Source organism: Chryseobacterium gotjawalense (assembly GCF_030012525.1).
Classification (GTDB): domain Bacteria; phylum Bacteroidota; class Bacteroidia; order Flavobacteriales; family Weeksellaceae; genus Kaistella; species Kaistella gotjawalense.
Genome location: NZ_CP124855.1, coordinates 1,219,990 through 1,239,147, shown reverse-complemented (window position 1 = coordinate 1,239,147; position 19,158 = coordinate 1,219,990). Strand labels below are relative to the sequence as shown.

The window sequence follows — 19,158 nt, the reverse complement described above, 5'->3', positions numbered from 1 at the left end:
CTATGGAATCTTGAAATAAATATTAAATGAAATTCCTGATCATCATTCCCACACACAACGAAGAGAATAATATTCTATTCACCCTGAAATCTCTGCAACAACAGACTTTTCAGGATTTTTCCTGCATTGTAGTCAATGATGGTTCTACGGACAAAACCCAGCAGGTTGTTGACGGATTTATTCTTAACCATCCTAAATTTAAAATTCTGAATTTACAGGAATCAGCGCATCAACCTGGCGCGAAAGTAGTCCGGACTTTTAATAAAGGTTTAGAAACCGTTGTTTTAAATGATTTTGATGTCATCTGTAAATTCGATGCAGATATTATTTTTCCGCCCAATTATTTAATGAAAGTTAATCAGATCTACGAAACGCAGCCTAAAGCAGGAATGGTATCGGGGATCGTTAAAATACCGAAATCTATTTTTGAAATGGCGTTGGCATTCGATTTTAAAGATGAAAAGCACCAATGGAAATTCGAAAATTTATCCTCCAAAAATCATGTTCGCGGCCCGATAAAATCCTATAGGAAACAATGCTTTCAGGATATGAAGGGTTTGCGCCCGGTTTTGGGCTGGGATAATATCGATGTGATGTTGGCCAGAAAAAACGGTTGGGAAACGATCACTATAAAAGACTTGTGGGTCAAGCATTTACGTCCGACCGCTTTTCAGTATAAGAATCAGAAAGCCGAAAAACTCGGTGAGTATTTTTATAATATTGGGTTGAATCTGCCTTTGATTCTGATTTCATCGGCAAAATCATCATTGAAAAACAGATCATTGGGAGAGTTTTTAACGACGATGAAATCTTTTTTTAAACAAAAAGGAAAACGGGAATTATCAAAAGATGAAATCAAATTTATAAGAAAATTACGCTGGAAACAGGTATTCACTAAAAAATAAACAAATATGAAAAAAATAATTTCCCTTTTAACGGCGTGTTTTTCGATTTTTTCAATTGCCCAAAAAAATGCTGATCTCATCATCACCAATGCGAAAATCTACACGGTCAATCAAAATTTTGATACCGCAGAATCGATGGCGATTTCTAATGGGAAAATTGTTGCGGTGGGAAAATCTGCGGATATTCTGAAAAATTACAAATCTAAAAACGTTCAGAATCTTCAAGGGAAAGCTGTTTTCCCTGGATTAATCGATGCGCATTGCCATTTTACCGGTTTTGCCACCGACAAATGGAAATGTGAATTGTGGGGTACCAAATCCTGGGATGAGATTGTAGCAAAAATTTCAGATTACGCAAAAACTGCTCCGAAAGAATGGTTATACGGCAGAAGTTGGGATCAGAATGATTGGGCAGTTAAAGAATTTCCGAACAAAGAAAAGCTCGATCAACTGTTTCCAAACCGACCGGTTTATTTGAAACGAATCGATGGTCACGCGGCGGTTGCGAATCAAAAAGCGTTGGATATTGCCGGAGTGACGAAAGATTCAAAAATTTTGGGCGGCGAAATTGAAGTTAAAAACGGAAAACTGACGGGGATTTTAGTCGATAACGCCATGTTATTGGTAGAAAAACACATCCCGGAAATTGAAGATAAAGAGGCCATTCAGTATTTTGCAGATTTACAGAAAGAATGTTTTTCTTACGGTTTGACCTCGCTTCATGATTGCGGAATTTCCGAAAAAACCTTAGGTCTTTTAGAAAAAGCACAGGCACAGAATGCTTTGCAGATGAAAATTTTTGCTTTGATGGAAGATAATCCTGATTACTATGACCGCTGGATTAAGAAAGGTAGATATACCAATAAAAACATTACTGTTGGCGGTTTTAAAGTCTATTCCGATGGAGCATTAGGTTCACGGGGCGCTAATTTAATTCACGATTATTCGGATAAAAAAGGCTGGAGAGGTTTTCTATTAAGTGAAAGAACCCATTTCGAAAATTTAGCCAAGAAATTAAAAAACAGTGATCTTCAAATGTGTACCCACTCGATTGGAGATTCTGCTAACCGAACGATTCTTCAGATTTATGGTGAAGTTTTGGGTGTGAAAAACGACCGAAGATGGAGAATTGAACATGCCCAAATTGTTAATAAAAACGATTTTGGTTTGTTTGGAAAATATTCGGTTATTCCTTCAGTACAGCCTACTCATGCGACTTCCGATATGTATTGGGCGGAAGACCGTTTAGGAAAAGACCGTTTGAAATATGCGTATGCTTATGAAGATTTATTGAAACAGAATGGCTGGCTTCCGTTGGGAACCGATTTTCCGGTGGAAGAAATAAATCCCTTAAAAACTTTTCATTCTGCCGTGGCGAGAAAAGATTCACAGAATTTTCCTGCAAACGGATTTCAGAAAGAAAATGCGTTGACCAGAGAACAGGCAATTCGTGGAATGACCATCTGGGCGGCAAAAGCTGCGTTTCAGGAAAATGAGATCGGAAGTTTGGAAGTTGGGAAATCTGCGGATTTTGTAGTTTTAAACCAGGATTTAATGCAGGTGGAGGAAAGCAGGATTTTGGAATCTAAAGTTCTGGAAACTTACAGTGGCGGAAAAAGAGTCTTTTATAATAAAGAATATTATGATGATTTAGCCCAAAAGTTGTCAGGAAGAACTTATGGAATTTCCTTTTCTAAATAATTCCGAATACCCTTAACCTTGAAAAAAATCGCCTACATAGAGCTCGATACCCACGCAGAAATTGCGGGAAATTTCATGGAATTAATGAAAGAATCTAAAGCGTTTGAGGTGGATTATTTTTTTTCTGAAAGAATCATTAAACAAATCGGGAAACCTCATTTCAATATTCATTTAAGTGAAAATACCGAACTTTTAAACCAGTTAAATAAGAAACAATATGATCTGGTAATCATTGGAACGGCGCATCGGTATTTTAATTTATTTAATGAAATTGCCGGGAAATTCAATACTTCGGTTATTGTTCATAATCTGAATTTTACGAAGATTTCCCGTTTTCAACTTTTCAAAAATATCTTTAAAAAAGACTTTAAATACCGTTTGAAACTCTGGTTAAAAGAAGATTTGCTTTGTGCACCGAAAGTCTTTAGAAAAGTAAAAAACCTTCTGGTTTTAGAAAAAAGTTTACTGCAGCAAAATCTTAAATATTTTCCTGTTTTCTTTAATCAATTTAAAGAGGTGAACAATGGAGGAATTTATACGGTTGTCATTCCCGGCGCGGTTTCTCAGGCACGAAGAGATTATAAAAAAGTGTTTGCTGATCTCAAGAATTTTAACCGTACCGAATCTCATTCTGCAAAGTCTGTGCAAGTTATTTTTCTCGGAAAAGCAGAGGGGAAAGAACTGCTGTGGTTAAAAGATTTTGACAAAGAAAAATCCCCAAATATTTCAATTCAGTATTTTACCGAAAAAGTTCCTCAACCTGTTTTTGATGAATGGATGAATAAAGCCAATGTTTTGTGGTGTCCCATTCAAAGTGAAACCGAATTCTTCAGCAACAAAGAAATCTACGGAAAAACTAAAATGAGCGGTAATGTCGGCGATGCCATTAAATATGGAAAAGTGGCTTTCTTTCCCGAAAATTATCCGTCGGATTTTGAGTTTATCATTAATGAAAAGGCAAATTCAGGACAGGAAATTTTCGACTTTAATTCAGAAAATTCTTACGATTTTCAAAAGGAATTTGGTGAACATATAATCGCTGAGGAACTCGAAGAAATCTTGAAATCTTTACTCTAATTTTTTAAAATTTAAAGATACTTTTAAAAAATTTCTTATTCAGATAATCTTCGATTGGGAAGATCTTCATTACGTGATTGGCGCCGAAAATTACGATTAAAACAAATGCAGGTTTGTACAGAAGGTTGATCAGATTGCTTTTTGTTACCGGAAACATGATTGCTAAAGTAATTGCTAAAGTACAGATAATAAAAACGTACATCATCTCTATGGTCAGCGGGAAAACTTTAAATTTCACGTAATTAAAATAAATTTTAATCATATTAAATAAGGTAAGCGAAATCGCTGTTGCGATCGCAATTCCGATAATTCCAAATTCGGTTTGCGTGAGAAAAAGATAGTTCAAGGTGATCGTAGTAATGGCTAAAAACAGCATTACTACAATATTGAACCGGTAATGTTTTGACAGCGAAATAATATGTCCGTTGAAGCCGGTAGCCAAATCGAAAAGCATGGCGAATCCTAAAATCCAGACCACAGGTTCGGCTTGTAGTAACTGTTCGCCATTTTTTATAAAATTACTCAGATAAGGGAATCCCACCAAAATACACGAAAATAATACGGCACCCAGAAAAAACAGGGTTAATGAAGTTTTTTTGTGAAAACGGTCGAGTTCTTCGAATTCGCCTTCAGCAATGGTTTTATTGATAATCGGAGCCGAGATATTGAACAGTCCCATTTGGGGAATGAGGATAAAAGAGAGAATTGATAAAATAATACTATAAACTCCATTTTCTTCAAAATTGAGGAATTCTCCGATCATGAAATTATCAACCCGGAAAGCAATATAATTTCCGATATTTCCTAAAAACCCGTAGAAACTATAATTCAGGATTTCTTTCCAAAGGTTGTCTTTTTTTATATAACCTGTATTGAAATCAGGCTGTATTTTTTCCAGTTTATTGGCATAAAAAAAATAGCCTACCAACGATAAAATAAACATGCCTATGAAAAATCCATACGAACCTTTTTCGGAAACTCCTAAAAAGAAAAACAAACAGAAAGCTCCCAAATTGGCGATTTTTGGAAAGAGATTTTCGAAAATATTTGGAACAACAATTCGCTTGAAGTTGGTGAGATACTTATTAAAAACAGCAGATAAAGCCATTATCAGAATAAGCGGGAGAATCAGAAGTTTCATTTTCCACAGTTGCAAAGTTTGGAATTGAGGAAACAAGAGAAAAAAAGCGAAAAATAATAGCGAAAAAATGACGAAATTCAACAGAACCCCGGCAAAGGAAAGGGAAAGTAAATTTTGATGTTTGCCCTCTTTTTGGGTCTGATGAAAAAACTTAACCGTAGAAAAAGAAAGTCCAAAAACGACGATGGGCAAAAGCATTTCGGCGGTTGGCATTATGTAGCGCAACTTTCCGTAAAACTCCATGTCATACGGGAAAATGAAAATCGCAGAAATGGTTCCCAGTAAAAAACCAAAATATCCGATTAAGGAATATTTAAAACCTTGGCGAGCAACTATACTCATAGTTTAGTGGTTTTTGAGGAATTTAAATTTTCTTTGAAAGTGAAATTTCGCACCATATTATTAACGGTAAATTGGTTTTTTAAATAGAATTAGTTAGTAAATTTCTAAATCATCAATGTTGTTTTCAAATTCAAGAAAACAAAGATAGTAAAATATGTTAAATAAATGTTAAATTCGCAAGCGGATGTGAAATGATTTTAAGTTGACGGGATTTTGTATTAAATTTAACAATATTCTGATCTGACCAAAATTAAATCTGGACAGACTAAAAGTTTCTGCCTAAAATATTATGAAAAAAGTTCTTATTCTCCTCGTTTTTAGTTTAGTGACCTCCTGTAATTCCGTTAAAAATATTCAAGAAAAACCATTTGTTTGGGAAGGTGCCAATGTTTATTTTCTTTTGACTGATCGTTTTAAAAATGGAGACCCTTCCAATGATATAAATTATGAAAGAAAGGAAAAAGCTGCCGTTCTTCGTGGATTTGAAGGTGGCGATTTAAGAGGAGTCATTCAAAAAATTGATGATAATTACTTTTCTGATTTGGGAATTAATGCGATATGGATTACCCCTGTTGTAGAACAAATTCACGGCGCAACAAATGAAGGAACAGGAAACACTTATGGTTTTCATGGGTACTGGACAAAAGACTGGACGGAACTCGATCCGAACTTCGGAACCAAAAATGACCTTAGAGAATTGGTAGAGAAAGCCCATAAAAAGGGAATTCGAATTGTCTTAGATGCAGTTATTAATCACACCGGTCCGGTGACTGATGTCGATGAAGTATATCCAGATTCCTGGGTGAGAACTTCGCCCACTTGTACTTATAATAATTTTAAAAATACAACAGAATGTACTTTGGTGGCTAATCTTCCAGACGTTTTAACAGAATCAGATGAACCTGCTGAACTGCCGCAAATGTTAGTGGATAAATGGAAAAGAGAAGGAAAATATGAATCTGAAATGAAATCCCTTGACGCCTTTTTTGGGAGAACAGGTTATCCGCGGGCACCGAAATATTACATTATGAAATGGCTGGCAGATTATGTTCAGGAATACGGAATTGACGGTTATCGCGTTGATACCGTAAAACACACCAACGAAGATGTTTGGAAAGATTTCCAGAAAGTTTGTCAGGAAGCTTTTGATATTTATAAAAGAAATAATCCTTCAAAAGTACTTGATAACAATCTGTTTTTTACCGTTGGTGAAGTGTATGGCTATGGAATCTCTCAAAAACAAAATTACGATTTCGGTGATAAAAAAGTAAATTATTATCAAAACGGTTTTAAGTCGCTCATCAATTTTGATTTTAAAGGAGATGCAAACAAACCTTATGAAGAACTCTTTTCTAATTATTCAAAATTATTGCATTCTGATTTAAATGGAAAGACAGTTATGAATTATTTAACTTCTCATGATGACGGTTCACCCTTTGACAAGGAAAGGAAAAGAACTTATGAGGCAGGAACAAAATTATTATTAGCACCTGGAATTTCACAGGTTTATTACGGAGATGAAACGGCCAGAATATTAGCGGTCGCTGGTGCAGAAGGCGATGCAAATCTCCGTTCGAACATGAACTGGAATGATTCAAAAAATAATTTAGCTACTCAAAAACTATTGGAACATTATCAGAAATTAGGGAAATTCAGAGCGGATCATCCTTCAGTAGGAGCGGGCGTTCACCAAATGATTTCCTCTTCGCCATACTGGTTCACGAGAAGTTATAATGATGATAAAGTGTTAATCGGTTTAGACTTGAATTCTGGAATTAAAGAAATTTCGGTATCGGGAATTTTTGATGATGGCATTCGTCTTCGGGATGCTTATTCGGGGGAAATCATTACTGTTCAAAACGGAAAAGCAACAATTAATACTCATTATTCCATCGTTTTATTTGAAAAAATTTAAAAATGAAAAAACTAATTCAACTATTTCTATTATTAATTTCAACGATATTTTTTGCACAAAAAGTTCCCGAAATTAACAAAACCGAATTTTCAGAAGAGGCTTTAAACCAAAAAATAACCGCTCTGGAAGGAAAGAAAATTTCCATCTCAGATGTTTTGAAAAAACACGAAGGCCGAATCTTAATTATTGATTTCTGGGCGAGTTGGTGTCGCGACTGTATCCTCGCACTGCCTGCTACAAAAGAGTTAAAAGAAAAAAATCCCGAAATAGACTTTGTGTATTTTTCGCTGGACCGTTCCCACGAACAGTGGAAAAGAGGATTGGATAAATATGAAATTACCTCCCAGGAAAATTATTGGTTTGACGAAGGTTGGAAAAACAATTTCAATAATTACATCGATTTGAATTGGGTGCCACGATTTATGATCATTGATCAAACCGGTAAAATTGCCAAGTATTACTCCATTCATCCGAACGATCAGGATATTCAGACAACGATTGATTCTTTAAAACAGAAGTCTTTTTAATGGAAAGGCAATTCCAGGAAATTATTCAGCGGTTGAATACTCCGGAAAATTTCCGCGAAATTTTTGGCTGCCTCCCGGGCAAAAAGTGAATCGTCAGAAACCGGATGGCTAACGGTAAAACTTTTCAGTTTCAGATATTCTGCCATCGGATGGTTCTTTTCAAAACCGGTGGGAACTCTTTTTAATTTGCTTTCTACACTTAATCCACGGAAATTATTCCGGAAATCGTTCTGTTCTAAAATCTTTAAAAAATCGTCACCACTGGCCGAAATTTCCTTTCGGATTTCTTTTAAAATCGCAGGTTCCGGATTATAAACTCCGCCAGCCAGAAAAGATTTGCCCGGTTCGATATGCAGGTAATATCCCGAAATTTTACTGCCTTTTCCCATCCCTAAACTTACGCCGAAATGCGTTTTATACGGAGTTTTATCTTTAGAAAAACGCGTGTCACGATAAATTCGAAACAGAGATTTTTTAGGATCAATTTTCAAAATTTCTTCATCAAATTCAGCAATTTCCTGAATTAAAGTTTCAACAAAAGATAACACATCGTCTTTCGCTTTTTCGTATTGATCTTTGTTTTCATTAAACCAGACGCGGTTATTGTTTCTTTCGAGAGTTTTTAGAAAGCTTAAAGTTTCGTTTTTTATCATTTTAGTTTTTTTTGAAACGGTCAGATTAACCGGAATTTTTTTTGCAATTAAGGATATCACAAATTTAAAGATTATTCCTTTTCAACAATAAAATGAATTGAACAAAAAAACCACAACAAGTTGTGATTTTCTAATGAATGAAATTTAATTTGAAATGAAATTTAGTATGTTATATTTGAATGATTTTTTTGTAATGATTTTGCGGTAAATTCCAGGAGCAGGATTTCGCTTCACTGGAGAGGTAGGCGATTTTTCGGTTTTCAGTGTCAAAAATTCTGACGCCTTCCACCCATAATTTCGGAGTTCTGTAAATATGAAGACTCACCGAAATGCCTTCCGAATTATTAATGATAGAATTGATGTCGGTTTGTTCTTCTACCAAAACATCACCAACTCTGGCAGTTGTTTTCGAGTCATATTCGATAAAGTTTGAATTTTCACGATAACTGGCTTCGGTTAAGCTTCCTTTTAAAACTTTGATTTTTGCGTCGTAATTGGAATGGTCTCGGATTGCAGAATAATTATTAATTCCCCAGATCTTTAGCGAAGCCACAAATTCATCATGATAAACCGGAATTCGCATCAGGGTTTCGTTCGGAACTTCTAAAGGAGAAATTTGAAATAATTCGTCGAAATCTTTGAACTGAAACGTAAACAACAAGTCGCAGACATCGTCGAAACTTAAATGTTTCTTGGTTTTTAAATCCAGTAAAACCTGCTCCAGATTATGTATTCCACCATTTGTTTTCATGTGTTTTAGTTTGATGGTGTAAAATTAGTCACAACCTTCTGGAATGTTTTATAAAAAGGTGCTGACTTTTATCACAAGTGATTTATGTCAGCGTTTTCAGATCTTATAATCGTCCCGAATTTCATCGCTTTTTGCGAAACAAACCGGTGAAGAATTTTCCTGAATTTCCGGTGAATCAAGACTTTTTAATTTTTCTGAATTAAATTTTTCAGACTCATTTTTTGCGATGGACAGGGTTTTCCAGTTTGTGTTTGTCAACATTTTTCCGAGATAAACGATTTGCCCGATGTGGTAAGGATGATGGGCGAACTGTCGTAGAACGGCATCCAGAATGCTGAGTTGTTCACCACGGATGAGGATGGTATCATTCCAGTTTTCTTCTTTAATCTGGTTCAAAGCACCGAAAAAAACAGTCCATCCTTTTTCCCAGACCGTCAGCATTTCTGCTTTGGAATTAATGTCATTTTCAAATTCGGCGTCGCGGTTGCGGTTCGGTTTTTCGCCGTCTTCGGTACGGAAATCAGTCCAGCGCGAAAGCATATTTCCCGAAAGGTGTTTTGCTAAAGTGGCGATAGAATTACTTTCTTCATTGTATTTCCAAAACAGCTGTTCCTCAGAAACCTGATCGAAAGTTTTTTCGGCAAGTTCTTTATAATATTGAAAACGTTTGATGAAAAGCTCTTTCATTTTAAATCTTTTTTAATAAAAATTGGAACGATCAAATTTAGTGAAAAGTAAAAGACAGGAGATGCTTTTTTTATAAAATGCGTTTCAGAATATTATTTTTTTATAAATTTAATATTTTGATATCTAGATAATTACCAGCTTGAAAAGTCTTTCTTGCTACAGTTGATTTTCTCTTTAAAATATTATTTATTTTGCCTGAAAGTTGTAATTTTGATAAAAACAAAATCATGATTGGCCTTGAGAACCGTTGCAAAAATTGCAGTCAACATTTGCTTTTGAATCAAAAATACTGTCACGCGTGTGGCCAAAAAAGTGATACGCACCGGATTAATTTTCACTTTCTTCTGCATGAAGTTCAGCACGGTATTTTGCATGTACACAGCGGAATTGTTTTCACCATAAAGGAACTTTTTACAAGACCCGGCCACATGTTGCGCGAATATCTCGATGGCAGGCGAAAACAGCACTTTCCGCCGCTGCTTTTTGTTTTGGTAATGGGTTCGGTCTGCGCGCTGATTCAGTTTTTTTTGAAACATAAAACGGAAGCAAAAAGTGATCATACACTGACGACAAATTTATCAAAAACAGAAATCGCCAACTATATTGATTTTAAAGGTCTTATCGCTTATTTTGAGCATATTTTCGAGTGGCTGGGCGGACATCTGGCTTTTACCATTTTGCTGATGCTTCCCATTGCGGCGCTCGCTTTCTTTTTGGGTTTCAGAAAGTATCGGTATAATTATCCTGAATGGCTGGTTATCCTTCTTTTTCTTGCTGGACAGTGCCTAACTTTTTATGTTCCGTTTATTTTTCTCAGTCATTTTGCAGGGAATTTTAATTTTCTGTTTTTCGTGCTTTGTTGGGCTTTTGTTACTTTTTCACTTATTCAGCTTTTTAACAGCCGCGGGAAATGGTATGTTTTTTTACGGGCATGTTGGTCTCTGTTTCTCAGTTATTTATTTTCAGTAATCTACATCATATTTGCGATTTTATTGATCACCGCAGTAGGAATTTTGCTGTATGGCTATGATAATATTATTCCTAAAATAATGAATAAACTGTGATAAGTAACAGCTATTCAAAAAATGCAAGGATATTTTTAATATTTAAAAGTTTTAATCAATACATTTGTAATCGACTTTTTTAAAATATTAAGATGGACTTTAAAAACTTTTCGATGCCGTACAGCATCAACCCCGATTACGCACAAAAAGTGGCTTACTTTTCAATGGAATTTGCCATTGATCAGGCGTTAAAAATATATTCCGGAGGCCTTGGGTTTTTAGCCGGTTCTCATATGAAAAGCGCTTATAATTTGAAGCAGGATATCGTAGGAATCGGTATTTTATGGAAGTTCGGTTATTACGATCAGGCCAGAAATCATGACCAGACCTTGCAGCCAACCTGGACCCGGAAAATGTATTCGTTTTTGCAGGATACGGGAATCATGTATCAGATCGAAATTCATTCTGCTCCTGTTTGGGTAAAAGTGTATTATTTGGCACCTGAAATTTTCCATACAGCTCCGATGTTTTTTCTTTCCACGGATGTTCCTGAAAATGACCATGTTTCAAAAACCATCTGTCACCGCTTGTATGATGCCAATGAATCGACCAAACTCGCGCAGTATATTCTGTTGGGAAAAGGGGGAGCAAAGTTGTTGGACATGATGAATTTCGAACGGGATGTTTATCATTTGAATGAAGCGCACGGTCTCCCGGCAGCATTTTATCTGTTGAAAAAATTCGGCGGCGATTTGGAAAAAGTGAAAGAGAAACTGGTATTTACCACCCATACGCCTGAAGAAGCCGGAAACGAGAAGCACAATATTTTTATGTGCCATGATATGTCGTATTTTTCGGGATTATCGATTGACGAAGTGAAAACGATTGAAGGTGTTGAAGATGACCGTTTTAACCATTCTCTCTGTGCGCTGCGCATGGCGAGAATTGCCAATGGAGTTTCCCAGTTGCACGGCGTAGTGTCGCGGGCAATGTGGAGCAAATATTCTAAAATTTGCGAAATCAAAGCGATTACCAATGCGCAGGAATATAAATACTGGGCAGATAAACCTTTATATCAGTCGAAAGATGAAGATGATTCGACGATGTTTGATTTCAGGAAGAAACATTTAAAGAAAAGATTATTCAAAATTGTGGCAGATCAAACTGGAAATTTATTTGATTCAAATGTATTCACCATTGTTTGGGCCCGAAGATTCGCCGGTTATAAAAGAGCGGATTTATTACTTCACGATAAAGAACGGTTTGAAAAATTATTAAATAATCCGAAATATCCGGTACAGATTATTTGGGCAGGAAAGCCTTACCCAATGGATTATTCAGCGATTTCTACTTTTAATGGTTTAGTAGAAGAGAGCAAGAATTACAAAAACATGGCGGTGCTTACCGGTTATGAATTAGCATTGAGTAAATCGATGAAGCAGGGATCGGATCTTTGGTTAAATAATCCGCGCGTACCGAGGGAAGCATCCGGAACCTCTGGAATGAGCGCTGCGATGAACGGCTCCGTAAACCTGTCCACCGATGATGGCTGGATTCCTGAGTTTGCAAAACATGGCGAGAACTCTTTTGTAGTTCCAAAAGCAGATTACGAAAATATGAGCGTTTACGATCAGGATAATTACGACCTCGGGAAATTATACGAAATTTTAGAAAACGAAATTATTCCCATGTATTACGACCGGCCGGCGGAGTGGAGAAAAGTGCAGCAAACCGCAATGGATGATGTTAAAATTGCCTTTAATTCTGACCGAATGGCCGATGAATATTATAAGCAGATTTACATTAAATAAACTTGTTAAAATAAAAAGAAATCCGGAAGCAGCAATGTTTCCGGATTTTTTTATGAATTATTGTAGAATTATTTTAGAAAAAAAAATTAAGGTCTGAACTTCTGCTTGCCCATTATCAGATCAAAGAACATTTTGAAATCAGCTATCAAACTCCACAAAGGATATCTGAAGGTGGCCGGTTTGTTCTTTTCGAATACCGCGTGGCTGAACCAGGCAAATCCATATCCAAATATAGGAATATACCACAGAAATCTTTCTTTTCCCGATCGGATAACATAAAAAATAACCACAAATATTAAAAGTGTTCCCACGAAATGGAAAATCCTCGTCCATTTATTGGAATGCTCCGTGAGATAAAAGTCGTAAAAGTCCTTGAAATTTTTAATTCTGTTCTCCATAATTTTAATCTAAATCGCCATTTAATTCTTTTTGTAATTTGCTGTTTCTGTAACCATATGAGAAATAGATTATAAGGCCAATGGCGAACCAGACCAGAAACCAGAACCAATTGTTATGCGTCATTCCGGTTAGCAAATACAGACATGAACTTAAACCCATTAATGGGATAAGTGATAGGTTTTTCACAAAAGCTAAAACACAAAGTCCCAAATTGATGATCAGGAAGAAGAACATCGAGATTCTAAATTCACTTTCATTCGGATCTTTCCAATCCATAATCGTATGAAAAAATGAAGGCTGCCAAAAGTAGAAAAACGTTAATCCTCCCAGGAATATGATGGGGAATATAATTTTAGAATTGATATAGGGCATGTGAAATCTGCCGGGTATTTTTTTCTTTGAAGGCAGTAACAACACGCCACCGCAAACGAGTACGAAAGCGAAAATGGTTCCAATGCTTGTAAAGTCCAGGATGAAGGACTTGTCTGTAAATAAAATAGGGATTCCGACCACGATTCCGGTAATAATTGTCGCGAAAGAAGGAGTTTTGTGTTTCGGATGAATTTCCATGAATTTTTTTGGCATCAAACCATCTCGACTCATGGCATACCAAATTCTTGGCTGTCCCATCTGAAAAACAAGTAATACGGTGGTGATGGCGACGATTGCTCCCAGAGAAACTACGAATTCCATCCAGGCGACATTGGCATTTGTCTTTTCGAAAATGAAAGCCAGTGGATCCCCGATACCATCAAATTTTCTATAATCAACCATTCCGGTAAGAACCAAGGTTAAAATAATATAAATTATGGTACATAAAATCAACGAAATAATCATTCCCCGCGGGAGATTTTTCTGTGGATCTTTGGTTTCTTCGGACAGGACACTTAAGGCATCAAAGCCGATATAAGCAAAGAATACTCCGGAAACCGCACTCATTACTCCGGCAAAACCATTCGGCATAAATGAATGTTCACCCGTGATTATACTTTTTGGAAACCAGTTATCGGTATTCATATATCCGATTCCGACTGCAATAACCAGAAGGATGATGAATAATTTTAAAATGACAAAAATGTTGTTGAAGTTTTTTGATTCTTTGATCCCAACATACACGAGCCAGGTGATTAATCCATTGATGACCAGTGCGGGAGCATCAAAAATTATTTTTAAATTTCCGATTAAGGGAGCATTTTTCCAGGCATTAATTAATTCTAAATTTTGGGAACCTTTCAAAAACGCTTTATGTGCTTCAGGATAACTACAGGTTAAATATTCGGGAATAAAAACACCGATCCTGCCCATAAAACTGGTGAAATAATCGGACCAGGAGAATGCGACATAAATGTTTCCGAACGAATATTCCATGATCAAAGCCCAACCTATAATCCAGGCAATGAGTTCGCCGAAACTTGCATAAGCATAAGTATAGGCGGATCCTGCGGTGGGAATTCTACTTGCGAATTCCGCGTAACAAAGGGCTGTAAAACCGCAGGCAAAGCCACAAATAATATATAAAACAATGACGCCGGGACCGCCACGAAATACGGCTTCCCCCAAAGAACTGAAGCTTCCGGCACCAATAATGGCAGCAATACCGAAAAAAACAATATCCCAAACGCCTAAAACGCGCACCAAACCTGAGGGTTTATCACTTGCACTGTATTGTTTTCTTCTGAAAAGTTGGTTCATCTTAAAAATTTAATTTACACAAATGTAACAGAAAATTTTAAAAAACATAATTTTTCAACACTTTTATACGAAAATAGGTGAATATTGTGTTTTAATAAATAACGTATTTTTGGCAAAAATTGATTTGATGAAGAAGTTTTATTTTCTAGTCTTTACCTTTTTACTCGCGCTCGGATATGGACAGTCTGTTCAGCTCTATAATCCGGCCACGAGCGAAATCTACCAGAACGAACAATATTTTTGTGCCGGCGAAAAATTTAATTTTAAAGTGGATGCGGTTGCGAGTTCTACAGGGGATTATGTGATGAGCAGCGCGTTACCTACTGATTTTGGGCTTTCTACAGGATCGCTACCAATAAATTTTCCTTCTTCCGGTGCAGATAAATTCAGTGAAGCATTTCCGATCGGATTTAATTTTAGTTTTTATGGAAAAACGTATTCCAAAGTGGTCATGGGTAGCAATGGCCGATTGGTTTTTACAGATGATCCCGAATTAGAAAATCTCAAAAATACAGCGGTTTACACAGATCGCACCTTCAGTGGGGTTACAGGTTACAATTCTTTCGCTGCCTTACCTTCTGCAGACTATAATAAGATTTTCAAAGCTAATAGAGCCCAAGAGTTAAATCTGGCACAGATATTTTTTGGTTATACCGATTTGGTTCCTAAATCTGCGAATGGTTCCGTTGTTTATTTATACAAAAATGTAGTAGTGGGCGGAGTAAATGGGCTGATGGTCTCTTTTCAGAATCAGATTAGAACCAACGGAACAGGCGGTATTTCGAGTACAGGATATTACAGTTATATTTTGCTCCTGGAGGACGGAAGAATAGTAATTTATGTCAATAATAAATCGGAAATTACGTATAATGCAATCCTTGGGATACAAAATGATGATGCGATTAAATTTAAAGTTCCTACACACAGTATTTCAGGAGAAAATTATAATAACGGGCCGTGGAAAAGTGAAGGTAAAGCTTGGCTTTTCACCCCGAATCAAAATTTAACCCCAGTTTTTAAATGGTTTCAAAACGCAACTTTATTGGGAGAAACTACCAATACTTTACTCAATTTCTCTCCTAATGATGGCGATATTCTGAAAGTTGAAGTTACGTATCACGATCCTTCGGGAGCGCAGGTTGGCGCGATGGTTTCTGATCAGGTGATATTTAAGAAAATTGCAAAACCTATGATTTCTTATAACGCTGGAGCTGCCTGTGTGAGTGGCGTTTCGATGACGGTTCCGAATGATCCCGATTTAAATTTTGAATGGTATCGCGTCGGAAATGCAACAGCTCTCGGTACAGGAAATTCTTATTATGCAACACAAAATGGAAGTTATTTTGTACGGGCTACCCGGAAAACTTTGCCTATATGTTCCGTAGATTCTGATTCTGTTCCCGTTAATTTAAATTCTACGATTCCGCCTTTTAACCCAAATAATGTTTCTCTCAAATATTGTGACAATACGGGAGCGACATCTAAAATAATTAATTTATATGATTACTATCCTCCAGGTTCTAATTATACCTTACAGTTCATTGATGGGGTAACTCCAGTTGCAGATCCTACGAATTTTATTATATATGCAAATACAACAAGAACAGTTGGAATTTATGCTAATGATCCAGTTTCTGATTGTACAGTTTTGAGAAATTTTGATCTTCGGTTCGATTCATTACCAGTGGCTGCTAATAATTTAACAAAAAGATTTTGTTTTGGTGAAACTTCCGTAGATATTTCCCAATATTTGCAGGATCTGGCAGGTTCTAATTTTTCTGTGTTTGATTATCAATATTCTAGTGATGGAATCAACTATTCAATAAACTCAATTATTAATCCCAGACAATTTCCAAAAGTTTGGGTGAAAATAGTTCCTAAAAATGTAAGTACAGGATCTTGTAACACTATTTCTACCCTTATTTTCACTGAAGATGCGAAAGTTATTGCAAATGCTCCTACAACACAACTTGCGCCGCAATGCTCAAGCTCTTTTTCTCCTTTTAATTTAAATTCTTTAAAACCTGAAATTAATTCTGGAAACGTTACGGTTACTTATCATAACACTTTAAATGGTGCAATTTATGACAATGATTTATTTCTGAATGATAGCGCAGTAGGATCGAAGACTGTTTACGTTCGTGTGGTAGATAATGTCACAGGTTGTGTTTCGCCTGATCATCCTTCGGCTAGCCTTTTGGTTTATGCAAAACCCACTTTACTCCTTACTTCAATTCCTAAAAGTAATTGTCAGGGAAATACAATATTTAATTTAAAACAAAACGTAAGTGACCTAGTAACTGTAGCAGCGCCCATCACTGTAACTTTAGAATACCACGCACCCAATGGAGATCTACTCGTGGGTAGCCAAATTACAGCTTATGATGAATCGGTTTATGGGCCAAATCCTTATATTAAAGTGATTTATAATACGACTTGCAGCGATTCGGTTTCTTTCAGCTTATCATATAATCTAAAACCTGTTGCAATAACTTCTTCGATTTTACTTTGTGCCGAAACAACCTATTCCTTGCAGGATTTTAAAAATAAAGCAATCAGTAATCCAGTAAATTATACTTTTACGGATCTTTCAGGCAGTCCGCTTCCTGCCAGTTTTAATCTTTCAGTGTTGCCGAAAAGCGTTGACTTTTTTATTAAAGATAATGCGACCGGCTGTGTTTCTGATCACCAAACCGTTACTTTTGTTAAGGGCGGAAGTTCTGTCCTGATGCAGTCCGAAGCAGATTATATTCTTTGCGATATCGATTTTGACGGGAAAACCGCTTTTAATTTAGATTCAAAAAAAGCTGAATTTACAAATTCTTCCGCCACTTTTGAGTATTTTAAAGATTCCGGGTTCACTCAGAATATCAGTTCGGGTTATACCAACGAAACGCCTTTCGCGCAGACAGTTTATGTTCGAATTACGGTTGCTGGTTTCTGTCCGTCTACTGCGAAAATTAATTTAAAAGTCAATACGCCCACAAAATCGATGTCGCTTTTAAACAAATACATGATTTGTTTTGGCGAAACTATTCTCGTAGATGCCGGTTCTGAAAATGTGATGTATAAATGGAGCACAGGTGAAACCACAAGAACGGTCAACTTTTCAAAAACTGGAAATTATTCCGTTGTATTAACAAACGCTAATGGCTGTTCTTACACTCACAACTTCACGATTTCCGATGAAAATCAACCCAAAATTCAGGTTGTCAACCAAACCAATAATTCGATCGAAGTTATTGCGGAAGGAGGTGCAAAGCCTTATCAATACTATTTTAACGGAGTTGCTCAAAGTTCAAATATTTTGCAGAATCCTGCGGCATCCTCTTATGTAATTCAGGTTAAATCGGCGGCAGGCTGCTTAGGTCCGCCAAAAACGGTTTACTTTATAAAAATCAATAATACGTTTACGCCCAATGCCGATGGTATCAATGACGTCTGGAAAATCGAAAATCTAGCGAAAATGCAGGAGGTATCGATTCTGATCGTTGACCGAAACGGAACGAAAGTTTTTGAATCCACCAATCCCACTAAAACGGAATGGGACGGAAAAGCGAACGGAAGAACGTTACCAACTTCTACTTACTGGTACGTCATTTCGTGGTATGATGCAGTCACACAAAAAGCTGAGCAGCGCCAAGGTTGGATTCTGATGAAAAATAGAAATTAAACGTGGAAAATTTAAATGTAAAAACTGCAGAATTGATTCTGTGTTACTGAAGAAGAGTAAATTGAAATTCCTGCAATAACTTTTGCGCCAGATAACTCAGATTATTTTTACGGTTTACCAATTTTTACCCCGATTTAAGATCAAAATCATTTTCCTGTTGCACCCGAAAATCTTACCTTTGCGAAAACAAAAAGTAATATGAAATTTTTTATCGACACTGCTAATCTGGAGCAAATTAAAGAAGCACAGGATTTAGGGATTTTAGATGGAGTTACCACCAATCCATCACTGATGGCCAAAGAAGGAATCAGTGGGAAAGACGCAATTTTGAACCATTACAAAACCATTTGCGAAATTGTTGACGGAGATATCTCTGCCGAAGTTCTGAGTACCACTTATGAAGAAATGATTAAGGAAGGAGATGAATTAGCAGCAATTCACCCAAATATCGTGGTGAAAATTCCAATGATTAAAGACGGTATTAAAGCGTTGAAATATTTCTCCAACAAAGGAATTAAAACCAACTGTACTTTGATTTTCTCGGCCGGTCAAGCTTTATTGGCAGCAAAAGCTGGAGCGAATTACGTTTCTCCTTTCCTCGGAAGATTAGATGATATTTCAGTAGACGGCATGAACCTGATCGAAGAAATCAGAATTATTTTCGATAACTATATGTTTGATACAGAAATTCTTGCAGCGTCGATTCGGTCGCCAATGCATATCATCAACTGTGCAAAAATCGGTGCCGATGTGATCACTTCGCCATTAGATTCGATTCTTAATTTATTAAATCATCCATTGACCGATAAAGGTTTAGCGCAGTTTGTTGCTGATGCTAAAAAAATGGGATAAAATATTTTTATTTAAAAGAGTAAACCGT

General features: G+C 36.4%; 15 protein-coding genes. 9 read left to right on the top strand and 6 right to left on the bottom strand.

Features of this window, described 5'->3' with window-relative positions; all coding sequences use genetic code 11:
• Positions 1-26: 26 nt before the first annotated feature.
• The 3 genes from QGN23_RS05625 to QGN23_RS05615 are packed head-to-tail and all read left to right on the top strand — an operon-like array spanning position 27 to position 3,683.
• A complete protein-coding gene (locus QGN23_RS05625) occupies positions 27-905 on the top strand; it encodes a glycosyltransferase family 2 protein (RefSeq protein ID WP_282906017.1) in 879 nt (292 codons plus the stop codon).
• A 6-nt stretch (positions 906-911) separates the two neighbouring features.
• The gene (locus QGN23_RS05620) at positions 912-2,606 is read left to right on the top strand and encodes an amidohydrolase (protein ID WP_282906016.1); all 1,695 of its coding nucleotides are present in this window, start codon (positions 912-914) and stop codon (positions 2,604-2,606) included.
• A gap of 18 nt (positions 2,607-2,624) precedes the next feature.
• Positions 2,625-3,683, top strand: a complete 1,059-nt coding sequence (locus QGN23_RS05615; RefSeq protein ID WP_282906015.1) for a hypothetical protein — start codon at positions 2,625-2,627, stop codon at positions 3,681-3,683.
• Positions 3,684-3,687: 4 nt separating this feature from the next.
• Here the strand turns inward: QGN23_RS05615 and QGN23_RS05610 are convergent, their stop codons facing one another.
• The gene (locus QGN23_RS05610) at positions 3,688-5,166 is read right to left on the bottom strand and encodes a lipopolysaccharide biosynthesis protein (RefSeq protein ID WP_282906014.1); all 1,479 of its coding nucleotides are present in this window, start codon (positions 5,164-5,166) and stop codon (positions 3,688-3,690) included.
• A gap of 289 nt (positions 5,167-5,455) precedes the next feature.
• Between QGN23_RS05610 and QGN23_RS05605 the strand changes: the two genes are divergently transcribed.
• Together QGN23_RS05605 and QGN23_RS05600 are read left to right on the top strand one after the other, a co-directional pair.
• Positions 5,456-7,081, top strand: a complete 1,626-nt coding sequence (locus QGN23_RS05605; protein ID WP_282906013.1) for an alpha-amylase family glycosyl hydrolase — start codon at positions 5,456-5,458, stop codon at positions 7,079-7,081.
• 2 nt (positions 7,082-7,083) lie between these two features.
• Positions 7,084-7,608 (top strand): TlpA family protein disulfide reductase, encoded by a 525-nt coding sequence (locus QGN23_RS05600; protein ID WP_133438450.1) that lies wholly within the window; start codon positions 7,084-7,086, stop codon positions 7,606-7,608.
• Here QGN23_RS05600 and QGN23_RS05595 read toward each other — a convergent pair.
• The 3 genes from QGN23_RS05595 to QGN23_RS05585 all read right to left on the bottom strand — a co-directional run bounded on the left by QGN23_RS05595 (position 7,605) and on the right by QGN23_RS05585 (position 9,699).
• Positions 7,605-8,261, bottom strand: coding sequence for a DUF2461 domain-containing protein (locus QGN23_RS05595; RefSeq protein WP_133438449.1), 657 nt, complete (start codon positions 8,259-8,261; stop codon positions 7,605-7,607). The two genes, QGN23_RS05600 and QGN23_RS05595, sit on opposite strands and share 4 nt — an antisense overlap.
• Before the next feature lie 169 nt (positions 8,262-8,430).
• A complete protein-coding gene (locus QGN23_RS05590; RefSeq protein WP_133438448.1) occupies positions 8,431-9,012 on the bottom strand; it encodes a cupin domain-containing protein in 582 nt (193 codons plus the stop codon).
• Between the two features lie 96 nt (positions 9,013-9,108).
• A complete protein-coding gene (locus QGN23_RS05585; protein WP_133438447.1) occupies positions 9,109-9,699 on the bottom strand; it encodes a DUF1572 family protein in 591 nt (196 codons plus the stop codon).
• Between the two features lie 227 nt (positions 9,700-9,926).
• Here QGN23_RS05585 and QGN23_RS05580 point away from each other — a divergent pair, with 227 nt between their 5' ends.
• A complete protein-coding gene (locus QGN23_RS05580) occupies positions 9,927-10,763 on the top strand; it encodes a DUF3667 domain-containing protein (RefSeq protein WP_282906012.1) in 837 nt (278 codons plus the stop codon).
• A gap of 92 nt (positions 10,764-10,855) precedes the next feature.
• Positions 10,856-12,514 (top strand): alpha-glucan family phosphorylase, encoded by a 1,659-nt coding sequence (gene glgP / locus QGN23_RS05575; RefSeq protein ID WP_282906011.1) that lies wholly within the window; start codon positions 10,856-10,858, stop codon positions 12,512-12,514.
• Between the two features lie 86 nt (positions 12,515-12,600).
• On the opposite strand, the gene QGN23_RS05570 is transcribed toward glgP, so the two are convergent.
• Positions 12,601-12,912 (bottom strand): DUF962 domain-containing protein, encoded by a 312-nt coding sequence (locus tag QGN23_RS05570; RefSeq protein ID WP_282906010.1) that lies wholly within the window; start codon positions 12,910-12,912, stop codon positions 12,601-12,603.
• Positions 12,913-12,916: 4 nt separating this feature from the next.
• Positions 12,917-14,605 carry an APC family permease gene (locus QGN23_RS05565; protein WP_133438443.1) on the bottom strand — a complete coding sequence of 563 codons (1,689 nt, stop codon included), beginning with the start codon at positions 14,603-14,605 and terminating at the stop codon, positions 12,917-12,919.
• A 127-nt stretch (positions 14,606-14,732) separates the two neighbouring features.
• On the opposite strand from QGN23_RS05565, the gene QGN23_RS05560 reads away from it, so the two are divergent.
• Entirely contained in the window at positions 14,733-18,278 is a 3,546-nt protein-coding gene (locus tag QGN23_RS05560) for a T9SS type B sorting domain-containing protein (protein WP_282906009.1), read from the top strand.
• Positions 18,279-18,476: 198 nt separating this feature from the next.
• Positions 18,477-19,130 carry a fructose-6-phosphate aldolase gene (fsa, locus tag QGN23_RS05555; RefSeq protein WP_133438441.1) on the top strand — a complete coding sequence of 218 codons (654 nt, stop codon included), beginning with the start codon at positions 18,477-18,479 and terminating at the stop codon, positions 19,128-19,130.
• Positions 19,131-19,158: the final 28 nt, after the last annotated feature.

Excerpts from the sequence above, each read along its gene's own strand:
- QGN23_RS05625 (WP_282906017.1), top strand. The coding sequence starts at position 27 with ATGAAATTCCTGATCATCATTCCCACACACAACGAAGAGAATAATATT.
- QGN23_RS05620 (WP_282906016.1), top strand. The coding sequence starts at position 912 with ATGAAAAAAATAATTTCCCTTTTAACGGCGTGTTTTTCGATTTTTTCA.
- QGN23_RS05565 (WP_133438443.1), bottom strand. The coding sequence starts at position 14,605 with ATGAACCAACTTTTCAGAAGAAAACAATACAGTGCAAGTGATAAACCC.
- fsa (WP_133438441.1), top strand. The coding sequence starts at position 18,477 with ATGAAATTTTTTATCGACACTGCTAATCTGGAGCAAATTAAAGAAGCA.
- glgP (WP_282906011.1), top strand. The coding sequence starts at position 10,856 with ATGGACTTTAAAAACTTTTCGATGCCGTACAGCATCAACCCCGATTAC.
- QGN23_RS05595 (WP_133438449.1), bottom strand. The coding sequence starts at position 8,261 with ATGATAAAAAACGAAACTTTAAGCTTTCTAAAAACTCTCGAAAGAAAC.
- QGN23_RS05570 (WP_282906010.1), bottom strand. The coding sequence starts at position 12,912 with ATGGAGAACAGAATTAAAAATTTCAAGGACTTTTACGACTTTTATCTC.
- QGN23_RS05560 (WP_282906009.1), top strand. The coding sequence starts at position 14,733 with ATGAAGAAGTTTTATTTTCTAGTCTTTACCTTTTTACTCGCGCTCGGA.
- QGN23_RS05605 (WP_282906013.1), top strand. The coding sequence starts at position 5,456 with ATGAAAAAAGTTCTTATTCTCCTCGTTTTTAGTTTAGTGACCTCCTGT.
- QGN23_RS05600 (WP_133438450.1), top strand. The coding sequence starts at position 7,084 with ATGAAAAAACTAATTCAACTATTTCTATTATTAATTTCAACGATATTT.
- QGN23_RS05610 (WP_282906014.1), bottom strand. The coding sequence starts at position 5,166 with ATGAGTATAGTTGCTCGCCAAGGTTTTAAATATTCCTTAATCGGATAT.
- QGN23_RS05585 (WP_133438447.1), bottom strand. The coding sequence starts at position 9,699 with ATGAAAGAGCTTTTCATCAAACGTTTTCAATATTATAAAGAACTTGCC.
- QGN23_RS05590 (WP_133438448.1), bottom strand. The coding sequence starts at position 9,012 with ATGAAAACAAATGGTGGAATACATAATCTGGAGCAGGTTTTACTGGAT.
- QGN23_RS05580 (WP_282906012.1), top strand. The coding sequence starts at position 9,927 with ATGATTGGCCTTGAGAACCGTTGCAAAAATTGCAGTCAACATTTGCTT.